The sequence below is a fragment of the Stackebrandtia albiflava genome (assembly GCF_007994225.1).
GTDB lineage: Bacteria > Actinomycetota > Actinomycetes > Mycobacteriales > Micromonosporaceae > Stackebrandtia > Stackebrandtia albiflava.
On sequence record NZ_VLLL01000006.1, the window covers coordinates 757,316 to 775,431 of the forward strand.

Sequence of the window (18,116 nt, forward strand, 5' to 3'; positions counted from 1 at the left end):
ATGGGGCGGAGGTTGGAGGCCCCCGCGACATGTCGGCGGGACCGGCCCTACCGCGGCTCGCCCGCCACGTCCTCCACCGCGTCGACCAGCACGTCCGCCGTCAACTCCTGACGGAACACCGCCGCGATCCGCTGCTCCCGGTCGATGATGATCGTCGCCGGGATCGTGTTCGGCGGCACGTCCTCGAACTGCAGCGCCAACCGCCCCGACGGGTCGAACAACGACGGATACGGCACCGCCAGGCCCGTCTCGAACGCCACCGCCTTGTCCCGGTCGTCACGGATGTTGATCCCCAGGAACGTCACACCCCTGTCGGCGGTCCGTTCCGCAGCCGTCACCAGCTCCGGGCCCTCCCGGCGGCACGGCGCGCACCACGACGCCCAGAAGTTCACCACCACGACCTGCCCGGCCAGCTCACCGCCGTCGAACGCCTCACCCGTCAGGTCCTCACCCGACAGGTCCGGCGCGGCGGGCCGGTCCGCCGGGTCCGTGTACAGCACCGTGCGACCGTCCCCGCCGGCGGCCGCCGAGTCGTCACCGCAGGCGGCCAGCAACAGGGCCGCCGGAACCAGCCCGAGTACCGCGCGTCGCCGCATCACGCCCCCTTGGCGCGCGCGGCCGTCGCCGACGTCGCGATCAGTGCGGCCGCGGGCTCGGTGTAACTGACGTTGACGACCCGGTGCCCGACGAAGTGGAACGACGTGAGACTCGCCAACGCGCACTGCCGGCGGCGCGGATCGTGCCACAGGCGCTTCCCCGTCATGAAGCAGCGCAGGATCCAGATCGGCAGTTGGTGTGACACGCACACGGCCTCGTGACCCTCGGCGGCCTCCCGCGCGGCCAGCAACGCGGCGGTCATGCGTCGCGCGATCTGGATGTACGGCTCGCCCCAGGAGGGCGTGAACGGGTCCCGCAGCACCCACCAGTGCCGGGGATTACGCAACGCGCCGTCACCGACGGAGACGCGCCGACCCTCGAAGTAGTTGAGCGACTCCAACAGCCGGTCGTCGGTGTGCACACCGGCCCCGGCCAGTTCCGCGAACGGTTCGGCGGTCTGCACCGCCCGCTCCAACGGGGACGACACGACGTGGGTGATGTCGTGACCGTCGAGGGACTTGGCGGCCATCTCCGCCATCTGCACTCCCAGCGAGGACAGCCGGAACCCGGGAATCCGGCCGTACAGGATCTTGCCGGGGTTGTGCACCTCACCATGCCGGAGCACGTGCACGACGGTCTGTGGTTCGCTCACGACTCGACCCTAGCCGCCGCCTCCGCGGCCGCGGGCAATGCGGCCGCGATCCGCGCGAACGCGTCGTCGTCGAGCACCGTGGAGACGAACCACGCCTCGAACGCGCTGGGTGGCAGATACACGCCCCGGGCGAGCATCGCCTGGAAGAAGGCCGCGTACGCGGCGGTGTCCTGTCGCGACGCGGTCGCGTAGTCGTACACGTCCTCGTCGGTGAAGAACACGCTGAACATGTTGCCCGCCGACGACACGCGGTGCGGGACACCCGCGGCGGTCAGCGCCTCGCCCGCCAGCTTCCGCAACCGGTCCGCGGCGGCGTCGAGCCGCCGGTACGCGTCGTCGTCCAGCCGCCGCAGTGTCGCCAGGCCGGCCGCGCACGCCAACGGGTTCCCCGACAGGGTCCCCGCCTGGTACACCGGTCCCGCCGGGGCGAGCCGTTCCATGACGTCGGCGCGCCCGCCGAACGCGGCGGCGGGCAGCCCGCCGCCCATCACCTTGCCGTACGTGTAGAGGTCGGCCCGGTCCGCGACACCCGCCGGGCCCACCCGGAAACCGGTCATGACCTCGTCGAGGATCAGTAGGGCGCCCGCCTCGCGGCATTCGCGGTACAGGGCGGCGTTGAAGTCGTCGCGGGGTGCGACCACGCCCATGTTCCCGGCGGCGGCTTCGGTGATGACGCACGCGATCCGGCCCGGGTGCGCCGCGAACGCGGCCCGGACCGCGTCGATGTCGTTGTACGGCAGGACGAGCGTGTCGGCGGTCGTCGCGGCCGGGACGCCGGGCGAGTCGGGCAGGCCCAGGGTCGCCACGCCGGAACCCGCCGAGGCGAGCAGTCCGTCGACGTGCCCGTGGTAGCAGCCGGCGAACTTCACGACCATGTCGCGCCCGGTGAAGCCGCGCGCGAGGCGCAGCGCGCTCATGGTGGCCTCGGTACCGGAGTTGACCAGCCGCACCGACTCCACGGGGGTGCGGCCGGTGATCTCCTCCGCCAACGCGACCTCACCAGGGGTGGGCGCGCCGAAACTGGTGCCCAGTGCCGCCGCCTCGGTCACGGCCGCCACGACGGTCGGGTCGGCGTGGCCGAGGATCAGCGGACCCCACGAACCGACCAGGTCCACGTACTCGCGGCCGTCGGCGTCGAAGACCCGACATCCTTTGCCGCGCACCATGAATCGCGGCACGCCGCCGACGCTTCGGAACGCCCGCACCGGCGAGTTGACTCCGCCGGGCACGACCTTGCGCGCCCGGTCGAACAGTTTTTCGGAGGCGGGAGCCGCCAGGTCGTACTGGTCCGTCACGACGACCAGACTGGCACATCGTCCGCACCGGGGGCTGCGACCCCGCCGTCACGACGCGGTCGGTCACTCCCGGCCCGGACTCCGGAGGGGTGCGTGGCACGCCGAAGCCGTTCACGGTCCGGCCGTATCGCATACCGTTGAGCCATGACGCAGTTCGTGGACTGGGAACTGGCCACCGCCACCGCCAGACGACTCGGCACCACCGGGCCGAGCATGGGCCTGGAGGAGGCCGTCGAAGAGGTACGCCGGCTGCGGGACGACGCCGAACGCGCCACCGTCCATGTGGCGGAATTCACCTCGTTGACGCCCCGGACGCCGCCGGTGGTGCGGGTCGTCGACCGCGCCGACTGGTCGGCGGCGAACGTGGTCGGGTTGCGCACCGTACTGGACCCGTTGGCGCACCGGGTGTCGGGTGAACCCGGACCGTTGGCGCGCAGTGTGGGCTCCCGGGTCGCGGGTGCCCAGATCGGCGCCGTGTTGGGTTACCTGTCGGGCAAGATCCTCGGCCAGTTCGAGATCTTCGGCGACTCCGGCGGCCAACTCCTGCTGGTGGTGCCGAACATCGTCACCACGCAGCGCGAACTCGACGCCGACCCGGCGGAGTTCCGGATGTGGGTGTGCCTCCACGAGGCCGCCCACGCCGCGCAGTTCGGCGCCGTGCCGTGGCTGCGGGACCACTTCCTCGCCGAGGTCGACAGGTTCGCCGCCGCCGAGTCCCAGGACGGACCGGACCTGCGCGAGCGGGTGCGCCGGGGGGCGGCACTGCTCGCGGAGTCCGTCAAGGACCCCGACTCCACCGCCAGCGTCATCGACCTGGTCGGTTCGCCGGTGCAACGCGAGGTCATGGAACGGTTGACGGCGTTCATGACGCTCCTGGAGGGACACGCCGACTACGTCATGGACTCGGTGGGGCCGCAGGTCATCCCGAACGCCGTGGCGTTGCGCCGCCGTATGGACCACCGGCGCCGGGAGGCCGGCGTGGCGCAGCGGCTCATCCGGCGCCTGCTGGGCATGGACGTGAAGCTGCGGCAGTACACCCAGGGCCGGGCGTTCGTGGACGCCGTCGTCGGGAGCGTCGGCATGGAGCGGTTCAACCGGGTGTGGGAGGCGTCGGAGCGGCTGCCGACGATGGCCGAGATCCTGTCACCGGACGACTGGGTGCGCAGGGTCGCCGACTGATGCCCCGACTGCATCCCGCCGTGGCCGCCGTCCGGTCGGCGGTGCGGACGGCACTGGCCGGCCTTCCCCCCGGTTCCCTCGTCCTGGTCGCCTGCTCCGGCGGCGCCGACTCGCTCGCACTGGCCGACGGCTGCGCCTGGGAGGCACCCCGGGCGGGGCTGCGGGCGGGACTGGTCACGGTCGACCACGGACTCCAGGCCGGATCCGACCGGCAGGCCGCCCGGGTCGCCGACTGGGCACGCGACACCGGTCTCACCCCGGTCGAGGTGTCGCGCGTCGAGGTGGACGTGCGCCGCGGCGGCCCCGAGGCGGCCGCCCGTACCGCCAGGTACGCCGCCCTGGAGGACGCCCGCAAGCGGCACGCGGCCGCGGCCGTACTGCTGGCGCACACCCTGGACGACCAGGCCGAGACGGTGCTGCTGGCGCTCGCGCGCGGCGGCGGCCCGCACGGCCTGGCGGGCATGCCGGCCCGGCGGGGCCGGCTGGTCAGGCCGCTGCTCGCGGTGTCCCGGTCGGAGACCGAGGCCGCGTGCGCGGCCCGGGAGCTGCCGGTGTGGCGGGATCCGCACAACGACGACACCGGGTACACGCGGGTGCGGGCGCGGCGGGCGATGCCGCTGCTCACCGAGGCGCTGGGGGAGCGGGTGGTGGCGAACCTGGCGAGGACGGCGTCGCTGGTCGCCGACGACAACGCGGTGCTGCAGGAACTCGCCGACGACCTCCTGGAACGCGCGATCGACGCCGGCGCACCGGGGGAACCCGCCGCCGTGGTCCTCGCCGACGCGCCCAAGGCGTTGCGGTCCCGGGCGATCCGGTTGTGGTTGCGTCGCGCCGGCGTCACCGGTGAACTGAACCACCGCCACCTGGCCGCCGTGGCCGCGTTGGTGACCGACTGGCGCGGGCAGCGCCCCGGCCGGGTGCCCGGCGGTCGCCGGGTGGGCCGCACGGCGGGGCGACTGTGGATCGACCCGCCGTCCTGAGGGCTCACCACACCGTTCCCCGTCGTCTCGCCTTGGGTGGGCGCAGGCCCATCGATATGCCTCGAATCGCACTGTTCGTCCGATTTCACGGGTGCCTCAGACCACCCAAGGCGGGCCTCAGACCACCCAAGGCGAACGGGGTGAGGTGGGGAAGGGGGCGGCGGGCGGTGTCGGGTCACACGCCGCCGGGCACGGAGGTCAGGCGCCGCCGTACACCGACGCCTTGAGCACGCCGACGAACGGCAGTTCCCGGTAGCGTTCGGCGTAGTCGAGTCCGTATCCGACGACGAACTCGTCGGGCACGTCGAATCCGACGTACTTGACCGGCAGGTTCGCCTCCAGGGCCTTGGGCTTGCGGAGCATCGACACCACCTCCACCGAGGCCGGGTACCGGCTGGGCAGGTACTTCAGCAGCCAGCTCAGCGTGAGGCCGGAGTCCACCACGTCCTCCACGACCAGCACGTGGCGGTCGCGGATGTCGGTGTCGAGGTCCTTCAGCACCCGCACCACGCCGGAGGAGGTGGCCCGCGCGCCGTACGAGGACAGGTCCATGAACTCCAGCTCGACGGGGATCGTCAACGCCCGCGCCAGATCGGCCATGAACATGACCGCGCCCTTGAACAGGCCCACCAGTAGGAGCCCGTCGGTCTCGGCGTAATCGGCGTCGATCCGCTCGGCCAGTTCGGCCGTCTTGGCGGCGATGTCGTCGGCGGACAGGATGACCCGTTCGATGTCGGCGTCGTACCACGGGGCTGAAGGCTCAGCGGAAGGCGTCATGGGGGTCAGCCTGCCAGTCCGTTCCCCGCAATCGGCGGCGACCCCGGCCGATGTGGCGTGACGATCCCGGTGACATGATGCTGAGATTCCGCTGAGAGTGCAGCCCACCACAACAACGGTTGGTGGGCCGGTACGGTGTACCTTCGAATACCACCAACGAACATCACCAAACTAATGGTCGTGCGGTCCGCCCTAGGTCGCACACTCACGGCCACACACGTCGAGTGCAGGAGGGGACGGGCGCGAAGGCCGCGCCTGCAACAGTATGGAGCGTACGCGATTGTTCCGCAGGCCACTGGTCTGGATCATCCTCATCATTCTCGGCGCCATCATCGCGGGGAGCCTGTTCACCGGCGGCAGTGACTACGCGGAGGTCGACACCGTCGTCTCCGATCAGCAGATCGCCGACGGCAACGTGGACAAGGCGCTGCTGAAGAACAAAGAGCAGATCGTCGAACTCGACCTCGCCGAGCCGATCCGGGTCAACGGCGAGGGCCAGGTCACCGACGACGGCGAGGCCACCGACAAGATCCAGGCGTACATCCCCGCCGAGGCCACCGACGAGGTGTGGCAGGCCATCAGGGAGAACGTCGACGACTACAACACCGAGGTGACCCAGGAGAACGTCCTGGTCGCCCTCCTGATCAACCTGCTGCCGATCGCGATCATCGTGATCCTGCTGCTGCTGTTCATGTCGCAGATGCAGGGCGGCGGCTCCCGGGTGCTCAACTTCGGCAAGTCCAAGGCCAAGCAGATCACCAAGGACACTCCCAAGACCACCTTCGACGACGTCGCCGGCGCCAACGAGGCCATCGAGGAACTGAAGGAGATCAAGGACTTCCTCCAGAACCCGGCCAAGTACCAGGCACTGGGCGCCAAGATCCCCAAGGGCGTTCTGCTGTTCGGGCCGCCCGGTACCGGTAAGACCCTGCTGGCGCGCGCCGTGGCGGGTGAGGCCGGTGTGCCGTTCTACTCCATCAGCGGCTCGGACTTCGTCGAGATGTTCGTCGGTGTGGGTGCCAGCCGGGTCCGGGACCTGTTCCAGCAGGCCAAGGAGAACGCTCCGGCCATCGTGTTCGTCGACGAGATCGACGCCGTCGGCCGTCACCGCGGTGCCGGCCTGGGCGGCGGCCACGACGAGCGCGAGCAGACCCTCAACCAGTTGCTCGTCGAGATGGACGGCTTCGACAACAAGGGCGGTGTGATCCTGATCGCCGCCACGAACCGGCCGGACATCCTCGACCCGGCGCTGCTGCGGCCGGGCCGTTTCGACCGGCAGATCCCGGTGGACGCCCCCGACATGGAGGGCCGGAAGGCGATCCTGCAGGTCCACGCCCGCGGTAAGCCGTTCGCGCCCAACGTCGACCTGGAGACGATCGCGCGCCGTACCCCCGGTTTCTCCGGTGCGGACCTGGCCAACGTCATCAACGAGGCGGCGCTGCTCACCGCGCGCAGCGACGGCAAGGCGATCGGCAACGAGTCGCTGGAGGAGTCCATCGACCGGGTCATCGCCGGGCCGGAACGCAAGTCCCGCCTGATGGGTGACAAAGAGAAGAAGATGACCGCCTACCACGAGGGCGGCCACGCCCTGGTGGCGTTGGCGTTGCCGCACGCGGCGCCGGTGCACAAGCTGACGATCCTGCCGCGCGGCCGGTCGCTGGGTCACACGCTGGTCCTCCCCACGGAGGACAAGTACTCCCAGACCCGCTCGGAGATGATCGACACGCTCGCGTACGCGCTGGGTGGCCGGGCCGCCGAGGAACTGGTCTACCACGACCCGGGAACCGGCGCCTCGGACGACATCAACAAGGCCACCGCGCTGGCGAGGGCCATGGTCACCGAGTACGGCATGAGCGCCAAGCTGGGCGCGGTGAAGTACGGGACGTCCAACTCGGAGCCGTTCCTGGGCCGCGACATGGGCCACCAGCGCGACTACTCCGACGAGGTCGCCGCGACCATCGACGAGGAGATCCGCGCGCTCATCGAGCTGGCGCACGACGAGGCGTACGAGATCCTGGACCAGTACCGTGACGTGCTGGACCAGATGGTCGTGGAGCTGCTCGACAAGGAGACCCTGACCCAGGAGGACCTGGAGCGGATCGCCAAGGACGTCGTGAAGCGCCCGCCGATGTCGCCGTTCAACGGCACCGGCAAGCGCCGCCCGTCCAGCCGCCCGCCGATCGAGCTGCCCGTACCGTCGCCCGACGCGATCGACCCGGAACCGCCGGTGCTCGACGAGTCCTGAGCGGATCACGCCGAACGGCCGCCCCGGAGCTCCGGGGCGGCCGTTCGGCGTATAAGTGGTACGTGATACGTCTCGCACCGTTCGGGTCGCTGCGGACCCGCCCGTCCGCATAGGCTGGTCCGGTGACAGAACTCGACATGGATCACGAGGCGGCACGGATCGTCAACGGGCGGCTCGGTGGCGGTCCCGTGGAGGACCGCGTCGACATCCCGCGCATCGAGGCGGCCGTCAGGGAGATCCTGATCGGTGTCGGCGAGGACCCCGACCGCGAGGGGCTGCGCCGCACTCCCGCCCGGGTGGCGCGCGCCTACGCGGAACTGTTCGCGGGTCTGCGCGTGGACCCTTCGGAGATCCTCACGACCAGCTTCGCCGAGGAGCACGAGGAGATGGTCGTGGTCCGGGACATCGAGGTCGCGAGCTTCTGCGAACACCACCTGCTGCCGTTCGTGGGTTACGCGCACATCGGATACATCCCCGGTGAGCACGGCCGGATCACCGGCCTGTCGAAGTTGGCGAGGCTCGTCGAGGCGTACGCGCGGCGGCCCCAGGTGCAGGAGCGGCTCACCTCGCAGATCGCCGACCGGCTGCTGGAGACGCTGGAGGCGCGGGGCGTCATCGTCGTCGTGGAGTGCGAGCACATGTGCATGTCGATGCGGGGCATCCGTAAGCCGGGCGCCAAGACGCTCACCTCCGCGGTCCGCGGAACGTTGCGGGACAACGCGAAGTCGCGCGCCGAGGCGATGAGCCTCATCCAGATGTCACGCGGCGACCGCTGACCCCGCTAAGCCGACCGGATCCCGTTGCGCGGCCAGGTCGAGCAGTCCGGGGGACGTGGTCATCCGGTGCGAGTCGCGCAGCAGCTCGGTGAGTTCCGTCCAATCGCACCCGTCGTCGAGCCAGGCTCCGAGCCAACCGTGTCTGCCCACATAGCGCGGTGCGAAGAACCCGGGCGCGGAGGTCAGGAGGCGTTCGCGGGTCTGGGGGGTGGCCTTGAACCACACGGCGTATCCGTCTCCCATGTGGTGGCCGGTGGCGAAGGTCTTCCCTTTGACACTGAAAATCGGATCGTCGGCGGCACCGGCCTCAGTGGTCTCGGGGAGCGCCAGGCAGATGTCGCGAAGGTGATCGAGGGGAGACGCATACATAAGGCGTCAAGTGTACCGCTTTCCCCGTATGGGCGCGACCACAGTTCGCAGTCGTCGCAGGCAGAACTGTTAGAAAGCCTTACCGAGGCCGGGCCGGAATCCCGCGCGTCCCCGACGTCCCGATGAGGACCGTCGAAAGGGGCCGGCTAGTGCTCCACCCACGCCAGGTGGATCAACGCCTCGTCGATCCGCGGCGCCTTACCGGTTCGCGCCCACCGGTACCAGTCCCGTTCCGCGCAGACGTTTATCGCGATGTCCCCTTCGGAGTTCTCGAACGCCTCGCACACACAACGCAGATCCGCCAGGAACTCGCCCGAACGCCACACCCAGACCCGGCGGCCGGTCAGGCCGTGAACGTCACTGGCGGGCACCGGATACCGGGTCGGCGGGGACTCGTTGTCCACCAGTCTCTCGAACAGGTGCGGCGGCGCGGTCCTGCGGTCCATGGCCGGATCCGCCTGCTCCACCCACACGGTCTCCACCGGATGGAGTGCCGCGATCGCCTCGTCGCCGTCGTCCTCGGACCGGTAGAACTCGCTCTCCGGCAGCACCGGGACCCACAGCTCGCCACCGCGCATGATCGGGTCGTCCGCGCGCAGATCCCCGCGCCAGCCCCGACCCGCCGCACCGACGATCACCCGCGCACCGCGCATGTCGAAGCACTGCACGGCGGGGACCGCCTTGGTGGGCGGGGGCGGATCCGGGAACTCGTAACGCGATCCGTCTGCGGCCAAAGGTCCCTCCTGCGAAGAATCGCGATCAGACTACCCGGCCGGTGTGGCCGCCTGATCGGTGTCGGCGAGCAACGGCTCCAACGGCACGTCCGGGTGGTCGTTGGCGACGGTCTGCAGGCGCCAACGGTTCGGGAAGGCCGCAAGGACCGCGCCGTCCCGCGCCCGGGTGAACGTCTCCACCCCGGGCGCCCCCCGCAGTGCCAGCGCGCCGTTCGCGTCGGTGCGCCGGGCCATCGAGAACGGTAGACTGTCGACGGTCACCGGAACCGAGAACTCCTGCTGCAGCCGGTGTGCGGCGACCTCGAACTGCATGGGACCGACCGCCGCCAGCACCGGCGCCTGTTCGCCGCGCAGATCCGAGTAGAGGACCTGGACGACGCCTTCGGCGTCGAGTTGCGCGATCCCCTTGCGGAACCGCTTGGCCTTGGAGGTGTCGGTGGTCCGGATCGCCGCGAAGTGTTCCGGCGCGTACGAGGGGAGCGGCGGGAACGTCACCTTGCGATCGACGTAGAGGGCGTCGCCGATCGACAGGTTGGTGGCGTTGACGAGCCCGATGACGTCACCCGGGTACGCCTCGTCGATGGTGTCGCGGGACGACCCGAACATCGCCTGGGCGTACTTGGTGGTGAACGGCCGCCCGGACGGGCCGTGCGTGACGACCATCCCCCGTTCGAACCGGCCCGAGCAGACCCGCAGGAACGCGACCTGGTCGCGGTGGGCGGGGTTCATGTTGGCCTGCATCTTGAACACGAAACCCGAGAACGGCGCCTCGATCGGCCGCGGCTCACCCGACACGTCGGGGGTCGGCGAAGGCGGCGGACCGAGTTCGATGAGGACGTCGAGGAGTTGCCGGACACCGAAGTTGGCGACCGCCGCACCGAACAGGACCGGTGTGGTGACCGCCTCCAGGAACAGCTTCTGATCGTGCGCCTGATCGGAGGCGGCGAGCAGTTCGATCTCCTCGACCGCCGTGCCGTAGTCGTCCCCGTAGCGTGCGGCGGCCTCCGGGGCGGCCACCACCTCCTCGATCGCGGCGCGGCTGCCGCCCGGCGTCCGTTCGAAGTGGACCATGTGGTCGGCGCGCAGGTCGATCACACCGTGGAAGTCCCCGGCGATGCCGACCGGCCAGGTGAGCGGCGTGGGACGCACCCCGATGCGGGTCTCTATCTCGTCGAGCAGTTCCAGCGCGGCCATGCCGGGACGGTCCCACTTGTTGATGAACGTGATCACCGGGATCCGGCGGTGGCGGCACACCTCGAACAGCTTGAGCGTCTGCGGTTCCAGGCCCTTGGCGGCGTCGAGCAGCATGACGGCGCAGTCGACGGCGGTCAGGACCCGGTAGGTGTCCTCGGAGAAGTCGGCGTGACCGGGGGTGTCGAGCAGGTTCACCACGCAGTCGCGGTAGGCGAACTGCAGTACCGCCGAGGTGATCGAGATGCCCCGCTGCTGCTCCATGGCCATCCAGTCGCTGACCACGCCCTTGCGGCCGCCCTTGCCGTGGACGGCGCCGGCCTCCCCGATCACCTGCGCGTGCAGCGCCAGCGCCTCGGTGATCGTGGACTTGCCGGCGTCCGGATGCGAGATCACCGCGAACGTACGCCGCCGCCGCGCCTCGGTCACCACCGCGTTATCGGACATGTCCACCCTCTCTGCGTGAAACCCGGCACACCGCCCCTGCGCCCGCCGGACCGGTACCGGGCTCCGGTCTCCGGGCACGCCGTACCCGGCACCGTGGGCAGGCGGCACAGCGACCCTAACGCAGCGCGTCGCGTGCCCCGTCCTCGGACGAGCCGGGGCGCGGTGACCGCCGCCACCGCCGAATGCCGGTGACCGTGCCGCACGTGAGAGAGGATGGCGACATGACTGAATCGGGTGATGTGCGAATCGAACACGACACCATGGGCGAGGTCCGGGTGCCCGCCTGGGCGGCCTGGCGGGCCCAGACCCAACGCGCGGTGGAGAACTTCCCCATCTCGGGCGTGCGGCTGGAACGCGGCCACATCCGGGCGCTGGCGTTGATCAAGGCCGCCGCCGCCGAGGTCAACGGCGAACTGGGGGTGATCGACGCGGAGTTGGCCGGGGCCATCGCCTCCGCCGCGCGGGAGGTGGCCGAGGGCACCTACGACGAGCACTTCCCGGTGGACGTGTTCCAGACCGGTTCGGGCACGTCCTCGAACATGAACGCCAACGAGGTGATAGCGACGCTGGCCGGGGCCGGTGGGCTCGCCGTGCATCCGAACGACCACGTCAACGCGTCGCAGTCGTCGAACGACGTGTTCCCCTCCTCGGTGCACATCGCCGCCACCGAGGCGGTCGTGTCGTCGCTGGCGCCCGCACTGGAGACGCTGGCCGGGACCCTCGGTGAGAAGAGCCGCGAGTTCACCGACGTGGTCAAGGCCGGCCGGACGCACCTGATGGACGCGACACCGGTGACCCTCGGGCAGGAGTTCTCCGGATACTCCGCCCAGATGCGGTACGGCCTGGAACGGCTGCAGTCGGTGTTGCCGCGGCTCGCGGAGCTGCCGCTGGGCGGCACCGCGGTCGGGACCGGCGTCAACACGCCGCCCGGGTTCGCGGCGGCGGTGATCAGCCGGCTCGCCGAATGGACCGGCCTGCCGCTGTCGGAGGCCCGCGACCACTTCGAGGCACAGGGCTCCCGGGATTCCCTTGTGGAGCTCTCCGGGCAGTTGCGCACCGTCGCCGTCGGGATGTCGAAGATCGCCAACGACATCCGCTGGATGGGTTCGGGGCCCCGCGCCGGACTCGCCGAACTGCGGTTGCCGGACCTGCAACCGGGATCGTCCATCATGCCCGGAAAGGTGAACCCGGTGCTGTGCGAGGCGGTACGGATGGTGGCGGCACAGGTGATCGGCAACGACGCCGCGATCGCCCACGCCGGCGCGAGCGGCGACTTCGAGCTGAACGTCATGATGCCGGTCATGGCGCGCAACCTGCTGGAGTCGATCCGGCTGCTCGCCAACGTCGCGGAGGTCTTCGCGGAGCGTTGCGTGGCGGGCCTGACGGCCGACGTCGACCGGTGCCGCGAGTACGCGGAGGGCTCACCCTCCATCGTCACGCCGCTCAACCGGTACATCGGGTACGAGGAGGCGGCGGCGGTCGCCAAGCAGGCGTTGGCGGAGCGCAGGTCGATCCGGGAGGTCGTGGTGGAACGCGGCCACCTCGACAACGGCAACCTCACGGAGGAGCAACTGGACCGGGCACTGGACGTGCGCCGCATGACCGGCGGCTGAGCCCACCCCCGAGCCCCCCCGGACGGGTCGTAGACCCGCTCTGCCCGTGGCATTCCGCGTTCCGGAGTCGCCGGGGGCCTCCAACCTCCGCCCCATATCTCGAGCGTAGACCGTGAACGGGGCCGCTGTACAGCGCGAACGACGGGGCCTGTGGATAACCGGTTGCCTGTGGATGACCGGTGGGTCCGGGCGGCGGGTGCTTGCGTGAACGGCGCCCGCCGCCCTGTGCCGCCGTGCCGGCGTGGCCACCCGCCGAGCGGTACCCGTCGGGTCGCGCCACCCGCCCGCAGTCCCCGATCCGGGTGCGTCGCAACCCGGTACGGTGGGCGGAATGTGGGAGGAACCCGAGGTGCTGCAGTCCGATGTCGAATGGCTGCTGGGCATGATCATGTTCTTCGGAATGATGCTGGTCGTCGTGCTCCTGATCAAGGCGATGGCGCGGGTGATGGGGCTCCGGGTCGGGCTGGTCCGGGCCGGTATCGCCGGTTTCGTGGGCGTCGCGATCGGCGGCATGACGGTGGGGCCGCGACTGGTCGACCCGGATACGCGCGGCTCCTACTTCGCGATCTTCCTCGGCGTCATCTTCGTGTCGATCCTGGTGGTGTTGGCGATCGGCGAGGTCGTCACCCCGGGCGCGGGCGGCGTGGTGGGCCGGGCGCGTTCGCTGTACCGGCGGGGCAGGCGCGGTTGGCGGTACTGGCAGATCAGTTCGATCCTGGTCCGGCACGGGCTCGGCGGTTATCTCGCCGGACGGGCCGGCAGCGCGGGGCCGGCGGCGCTCGCCAGGTCGGCCCGGCTGGCGATGGAGCAGGCCGGGGCGACCTTCGTGAAGCTCGGCCAGGTGTTGTCCACCCGGCGGGACCTGTTCGGGCCGGAGGTGATCGCGGAGCTCTCCCGGTTGCAGGACCAGGTCGCCCCCGCCACCTGGGAGGCGATCGAGCCCCAGTTGACCGCCCACTACGGTCGGCCGGTGTCGGAGGTGTTCGCGGAGTTCGACACCGTGCCGTTGGCGGCGGCCTCCATCGCGCAGGTGTACCGGGCGCGGTTGCGCGACGGCCGCGACGTGGTCGTGAAGGTCCGCCGGCCGGGCGTCACCGGACAGGTCGAACGCGACCTGGACATAGTCGACAGGTTGGCGCGCACCCTGCACCGGCGGGCGGAGTGGGCGCGCCGCATCGGTGTGCGAGACCTCGCGGAGGGTTTCGCCATCGCCCTGCGGGAGGAACTCGACTTCCGGGTGGAGGCGCGCAACATCGCCACCGTCGCCTCGGCCGCGCCCGCCGACGCGGAGTCCGAGAGCGCGGTGGTGCTTCCCACCGTGCACCACCGGTACAGCGGCGAGCAGGTGCTCGTGATGCAGTTCCTCGAAGGCCGGACGCTCTCGGAAGGCGTGCCGAAGGGGCCGCGCGCCGACCGGCTGGCGGGTGCGCTGCTCGACTGCCTGCTGCGGCAGATCCTCATCGAGGGCGTCTTCCACGCCGATCCGCACCCGGGCAACATCATGCTGCTGCCGGGGGATCGCCTGGCACTCATCGACTACGGCTCGGTGGGGCGCATCGACACCGGGCTGCAGGGCTCCCTGCGGCAGGTGTTGCTCGCCGTCGACCAGCGGGATCCGGCCGCGTTGCACGACGGTCTCATGGAGATCATGGAACGGACCGACGAGGTCGACACCGATCGGCTGGAGCGGGCCCTCGGCCGGTTCATGGCCCGGCATCTCACCGCCGGGCAGGCGCCGGACGCCGAGATGTTCACCGACCTGTTCAAGTTGGTGTCCACGCACGGTGTGGCGCTGCCGAGGGAGATCGCCGCGGTCTTCCGCGCATTGGCTACCGTGGAGGGTACGTTGAGCGCGCTCGCTCCGGGCTTCCACATCGTGGAGGAGGCGCGGGCGTTCGCGCAACGCGAGTTCGCGGCGATGCTGGCGCCGACGTCGTTGCGGGACGCCGCGGTGGAGGAACTGCACCGCATGTTGCCGACGCTGCGCCGGATCCCCCGCCGCATCGAGCGGATCGGCGCCGCCCTCGAACACGGCAGGTTGTCGGCCAACATCAGGTTGTTCGCCGACTCCCGGGATCGCGCGGTCATGGCGGGTTTCCTCGGTCAGGCGGTGTTGACGGTCCTGGCCGCCACCACTGGCATCATGGCGGTGCTGCTGTTGGACAGTCAGGCGGGACCGCTGGTGACCAGTGAGATCCGGTTGTACCAGGTGTTCGGTTACCTGCTGCTGGTGGTGTCGACGATCCTCATGGTCCGGGTCGTGGTGTCGGTGTTCCCCTCGTCCCGATTACCCGCGCCGCTGCCGAGCGTGACCGGTGGACGCCGTTTCGAACACCGGAATTCGCCCGGATGTCGTATTCGCCGGATACCTTCGGCCGCAATGGTTACCCCCTCGCCATTGTGGAGGTGAAGTCGGCGTGTTGCTCAGACGCGTGTTCCTGTCGGCATACGGGCATTCACGGTCGGACGCGTTGTGGCCGTTGCGGCCCGAGAGCCTGTGGTGGTTGCGCACCCGTGGTGTGACGTTGACCGGTCCCCTGACGTTCCTCACCGCCGCCCGGCAGTCGTCGGGATCGGCGCTGCTGTCGGCGATCGGCCGCGCCCACGGGCTGCCGGTCCGCGACGCCCGGTTCGCCGCCGAGCCCCGGTTGGCGGAGGCGGTGCGACTGGAGTACACCGGTCACCGCTCGGCACGGCAACGGTTGACACCGCAGGGTTTCCTGCTGTCCGGTTCCTCGGTGGCGGGACTGCTGGCGAGACCGCCCCGCACCGCCCGCCGCACCGGACACGGTGACTTCCTGACCGTGTTCGAGGAACTGTTCCAGGAGCCGGAGCTGTACCTGATCGACACGCCGGAACGTGGGCTGCCCGAGCCCGAACTCGTCCGGTTGGCCGCGCGGCTGCGCGAGTTGGCGGACTCCGGCGCACAGGTGGTGTGCGCGACGGCGTCCCCGGTGTTGTCGGCGACGCCGGGTGCGCGGCTGATCGACCTGGACCGCTGCGAACCGCCCGCCGGTGTGGGCGCCGAATCGGCCCGGGTCACGGTGTCCCGGGTGTCCGACCGGTGGCACCGCACTACCCGTCGTTCCGTGCCACTCGTCCACCCGCAGGCCGCCTGAAAGCCCGAGAAGCCCGGTCACGGCCGCCGGTACAGACCGGCCTGGGTGAGCAGCCGGCGCAGGTAGTCCTCGATCTCGGCGGCGTCCGGTTCGGTCGGTTCCATGAGCAGGTACTGGATCACCGCGCCGGAGATCATGTCCACCAGCATCTCGACGTCGGTGTCCTCCGGCAACAGCCCGGCGGCCACCGCCCCGGCCAGCATGGCCGTGGAGCGCCGGCGGCGGGGCAGCACGTGGTGCTCCCGGTAGGCGGCCAACAGCTCGGGGTGTTCCGGTCCGGCGCCGACCAGGCGCGCGGTCAACAACCGGTAGCGGGGATCGGTGAGCAGCGCGCCCCAACGTGGTAGCAGTTCGTCGATGGTGACCGGAAGCTCCCCGGCGGGTCGCCCGGTGCTCTCCACATCCGGGATCTCCTCACGCAGGCTCTCCACGGCGTGGGCGAGGAGCGCGCTCTTCGACTTCCACCGCCGGTACACCGACACCTTCGCCACCCCGGCGCGTTGGGCGATCTGTTCGATCCCGGCACCGGGTACGCCGCGTTCGATGAGGAGTTCCACGGCGGCCCGGAGGATCGCCGCGTCGACGGCGGGGTCGCGGGGCCTGCCGGGTCCGTTGGGCGTGGTCATGAGCCTCCCGTCACGTGCAGCGCCTCGTCGAGCCACTGTGCCATCCCGGCGGCACGGTCACCGCGCCAGGCCAGGTGTCCGTCGGGCCGGATCAGCATCGCAGGTTCCGGGGTGACGGGTCGCCGTATCCGGACCCGGTCTCCCAGCCGCGCGACGGCGACGGGTGACAACTCGTCGGCCGCCTGCGGGGTCGCCGACAACACCCACGCGTCGCCGAGGGCGTCGTGGAGCCGTACCCGTTCGCCGTCGTGGAGGCAGTCGCGGTCGGGGACCCGGTCACCCGGGCGGATTCCGGCGCCGGATGCCCGGCCGCCGAGTGGCCCGCCCCGGTACGTCGTCCACAACTGGGAGGCGACCTTGGTGCCCTGCCGCTGTACGGCGGGCAGGTTCATCAGCGGAACGATGACACGGTCGCGGAGCAGCCGGCCCGCCGCCGACTCACCGACCAGGAGACGGGTGTTCCCGGTGGTGCGGCGCAGGACCTCCTCCGCGATCGGGCGGCGTTCGGCCTGGTAGGTGTCGAGCAGTCCCGGGCCGGCGGTGCCGTCCAGGACGAGTGCCAGTTTCCACGCGAGGTTCTCGGCGTCGCCGATTCCGGTGAGCATTCCCTGGCCGCCCATCGGGCTGTGGATGTGGGCGGCGTCGCCCGCCAACAGGACCCGCCCCCGCCGGTAGGTCTCGGCGAGCCGCCGATGGATCTGGAACACCGACGTCCACACCGGATCGTGCAGCCGGAAGTCGGTGTGCCCGGCGCGTTCCCGCATCATCGCGTCGAATCCGGCGATGATGTCGGCGTCGCTCCACCGCCGGTCGTCGGCGGGGACGTCGCCCATCAGCCGCCACAGCCGTCCAGTCTCGTCGGGCATCGGCATGGCCAGCAGGATGCCGTCGCGGTGGAACCAGCCCGCGGAGTTCTCGCGGGTCTGCGCCCAGTCGGCGTGCACGTCGGCCAGCAGGAAGCGTTCCACGACGGAGGTGCCGGGGAAGTCGATGCCGGCCTTCGCCCGGACCGTGCTGTGGGATCCGTCGGCGCCGATCAGGTACCGGGCGCGGAGGTGTTCGCCGTCTGCGGTGGTGATCGCGACCTCGTCGGAGCCGGGTGTCAGGGACACCAGTTCGCGTCCCCATTCGACGGTGCCGCCGAGCGCGGCGAACCGGTCGCGGAGGGCGGTCTCCACGTCGGCCTGGGAGACGAACAACGCCTGTACCGATTCGCCCTCGATGGGGTTGAACCGCATGGTCGATATCGGCCGTTCCTTGACGTACATGGTCATGCCCATGGGCGCGACGGACCGTCGCGGGAGGTCGCCCAGCGCGCCGAGCCGACGCAGCACCTCGGTGCCCCGGGCGTGGAGGATGTTGGCACGCGAGGTCGCGGCCGGACCGTCCGCGCGGTCGATGAGCCGCACGGCGACGCCCTGGGCGGCCAGCGATACCGCGGCGGTCAGGCCGACCGGACCGGCTCCGACGACGAGTACAGCCGTCATGTCGCACTCCATTCATATACGCAAACGCC

The 18,116-nt window shown here is 70.6% G+C and carries 15 protein-coding genes and 1 pseudogene; 7 read left to right on the forward strand and 9 right to left on the reverse strand.

Annotated elements, in window-relative coordinates; genetic code table 11:
* Nucleotides 1–47 precede the first annotated feature (47 nt).
* Genes LX16_RS14410 through hemL form a run of 3 tightly spaced genes read right to left on the reverse strand, consistent with a single transcriptional unit; the run spans nt 48 to nt 2,544 of the window.
* Nucleotides 48–599 (reverse strand): TlpA family protein disulfide reductase, encoded by a 552-nt coding sequence (locus tag LX16_RS14410; RefSeq protein ID WP_425304426.1) that lies wholly within the window; start codon nt 597–599, stop codon nt 48–50.
* The gene (locus LX16_RS14415; protein ID WP_147139080.1) at nt 596–1,249 is read right to left on the reverse strand and encodes a histidine phosphatase family protein; all 654 of its coding nucleotides are present in this window, start codon (nt 1,247–1,249) and stop codon (nt 596–598) included. Before LX16_RS14415 ends, LX16_RS14410 begins: the two co-directional genes overlap by 4 nt.
* Complete coding sequence (hemL, locus tag LX16_RS14420) at nt 1,246–2,544, reverse strand: glutamate-1-semialdehyde 2,1-aminomutase (RefSeq protein ID WP_147139082.1); 1,299 nt, start codon at nt 2,542–2,544, stop codon at nt 1,246–1,248. Before hemL ends, LX16_RS14415 begins: the two co-directional genes overlap by 4 nt.
* 144 nt (nt 2,545–2,688) lie before the next feature.
* Here hemL and LX16_RS14425 point away from each other — a divergent pair, with 144 nt between their 5' ends.
* Together LX16_RS14425 and tilS are read left to right on the forward strand one after the other, a co-directional pair.
* Nucleotides 2,689–3,723 (forward strand): zinc-dependent metalloprotease, encoded by a 1,035-nt coding sequence (locus tag LX16_RS14425; protein WP_147139084.1) that lies wholly within the window; start codon nt 2,689–2,691, stop codon nt 3,721–3,723.
* Entirely contained in the window at nt 3,723–4,703 is a 981-nt protein-coding gene (tilS, locus tag LX16_RS14430; RefSeq protein WP_147139086.1) for a tRNA lysidine(34) synthetase TilS, read from the forward strand. The genes LX16_RS14425 and tilS overlap by 1 nt, the downstream gene beginning before the upstream one ends.
* 198 nt (nt 4,704–4,901) lie before the next feature.
* On the opposite strand, the gene hpt is transcribed toward tilS, so the two are convergent.
* Nucleotides 4,902–5,480: a hypoxanthine phosphoribosyltransferase gene (hpt, locus tag LX16_RS14435; protein WP_147139088.1), complete on the reverse strand. Its 579-nt coding sequence runs from the start codon at nt 5,478–5,480 to the stop codon at nt 4,902–4,904.
* A gap of 265 nt (nt 5,481–5,745) precedes the next feature.
* Here hpt and ftsH point away from each other — a divergent pair.
* Together ftsH and folE are read left to right on the forward strand one after the other, a co-directional pair.
* Nucleotides 5,746–7,671 (forward strand): annotated as a pseudogene (gene ftsH, locus LX16_RS14440) (ATP-dependent zinc metalloprotease FtsH); the annotation flags it as partial.
* Between the two features lie 191 nt (nt 7,672–7,862).
* Nucleotides 7,863–8,501 carry a GTP cyclohydrolase I FolE gene (gene folE / locus LX16_RS14445; RefSeq protein ID WP_147140785.1) on the forward strand — a complete coding sequence of 213 codons (639 nt, stop codon included), beginning with the start codon at nt 7,863–7,865 and terminating at the stop codon, nt 8,499–8,501.
* On the opposite strand, the gene LX16_RS14450 is transcribed toward folE, so the two are convergent.
* The 3 genes from LX16_RS14450 to LX16_RS14460 all read right to left on the reverse strand — a co-directional run bounded on the left by LX16_RS14450 (nt 8,484) and on the right by LX16_RS14460 (nt 11,242).
* On the reverse strand, nt 8,484–8,870 hold the full coding sequence (locus LX16_RS14450; RefSeq protein ID WP_147139092.1) for an MmcQ/YjbR family DNA-binding protein: 387 nt from the start codon (nt 8,868–8,870) through the stop codon (nt 8,484–8,486). The two genes, folE and LX16_RS14450, sit on opposite strands and share 18 nt — an antisense overlap.
* Nucleotides 8,871–9,016: 146 nt before the next feature.
* Complete coding sequence (locus tag LX16_RS14455; protein WP_147139094.1) at nt 9,017–9,604, reverse strand: hypothetical protein; 588 nt, start codon at nt 9,602–9,604, stop codon at nt 9,017–9,019.
* Between the two features lie 30 nt (nt 9,605–9,634).
* The gene (locus LX16_RS14460; protein WP_147139096.1) at nt 9,635–11,242 is read right to left on the reverse strand and encodes a peptide chain release factor 3; all 1,608 of its coding nucleotides are present in this window, start codon (nt 11,240–11,242) and stop codon (nt 9,635–9,637) included.
* 221 nt (nt 11,243–11,463) lie between these two features.
* Between LX16_RS14460 and LX16_RS14465 the strand changes: the two genes are divergently transcribed.
* The 3 genes from LX16_RS14465 (at nt 11,464) to LX16_RS14475 (ending at nt 15,974) form a co-directional block, all read left to right on the forward strand.
* A complete protein-coding gene (locus tag LX16_RS14465; protein WP_147139098.1) occupies nt 11,464–12,855 on the forward strand; it encodes a class II fumarate hydratase in 1,392 nt (463 codons plus the stop codon).
* Nucleotides 12,856–13,186: 331 nt separating this feature from the next.
* Entirely contained in the window at nt 13,187–15,265 is a 2,079-nt protein-coding gene (locus LX16_RS14470) for an ABC1 kinase family protein (protein WP_147139100.1), read from the forward strand.
* 7 nt (nt 15,266–15,272) lie between these two features.
* On the forward strand, nt 15,273–15,974 hold the full coding sequence (locus LX16_RS14475) for a hypothetical protein (RefSeq protein WP_147139102.1): 702 nt from the start codon (nt 15,273–15,275) through the stop codon (nt 15,972–15,974).
* A gap of 17 nt (nt 15,975–15,991) precedes the next feature.
* Here LX16_RS14475 and LX16_RS14480 read toward each other — a convergent pair whose 3' ends face one another.
* Nucleotides 15,992–16,600: a TetR/AcrR family transcriptional regulator gene (locus LX16_RS14480; RefSeq protein WP_147139104.1), complete on the reverse strand. Its 609-nt coding sequence runs from the start codon at nt 16,598–16,600 to the stop codon at nt 15,992–15,994.
* Complete coding sequence (locus LX16_RS14485; RefSeq protein ID WP_147139106.1) at nt 16,597–18,087, reverse strand: FAD-dependent oxidoreductase; 1,491 nt, start codon at nt 18,085–18,087, stop codon at nt 16,597–16,599. Before LX16_RS14485 ends, LX16_RS14480 begins: the two co-directional genes overlap by 4 nt.
* Nucleotides 18,088–18,116: the final 29 nt, after the last annotated feature.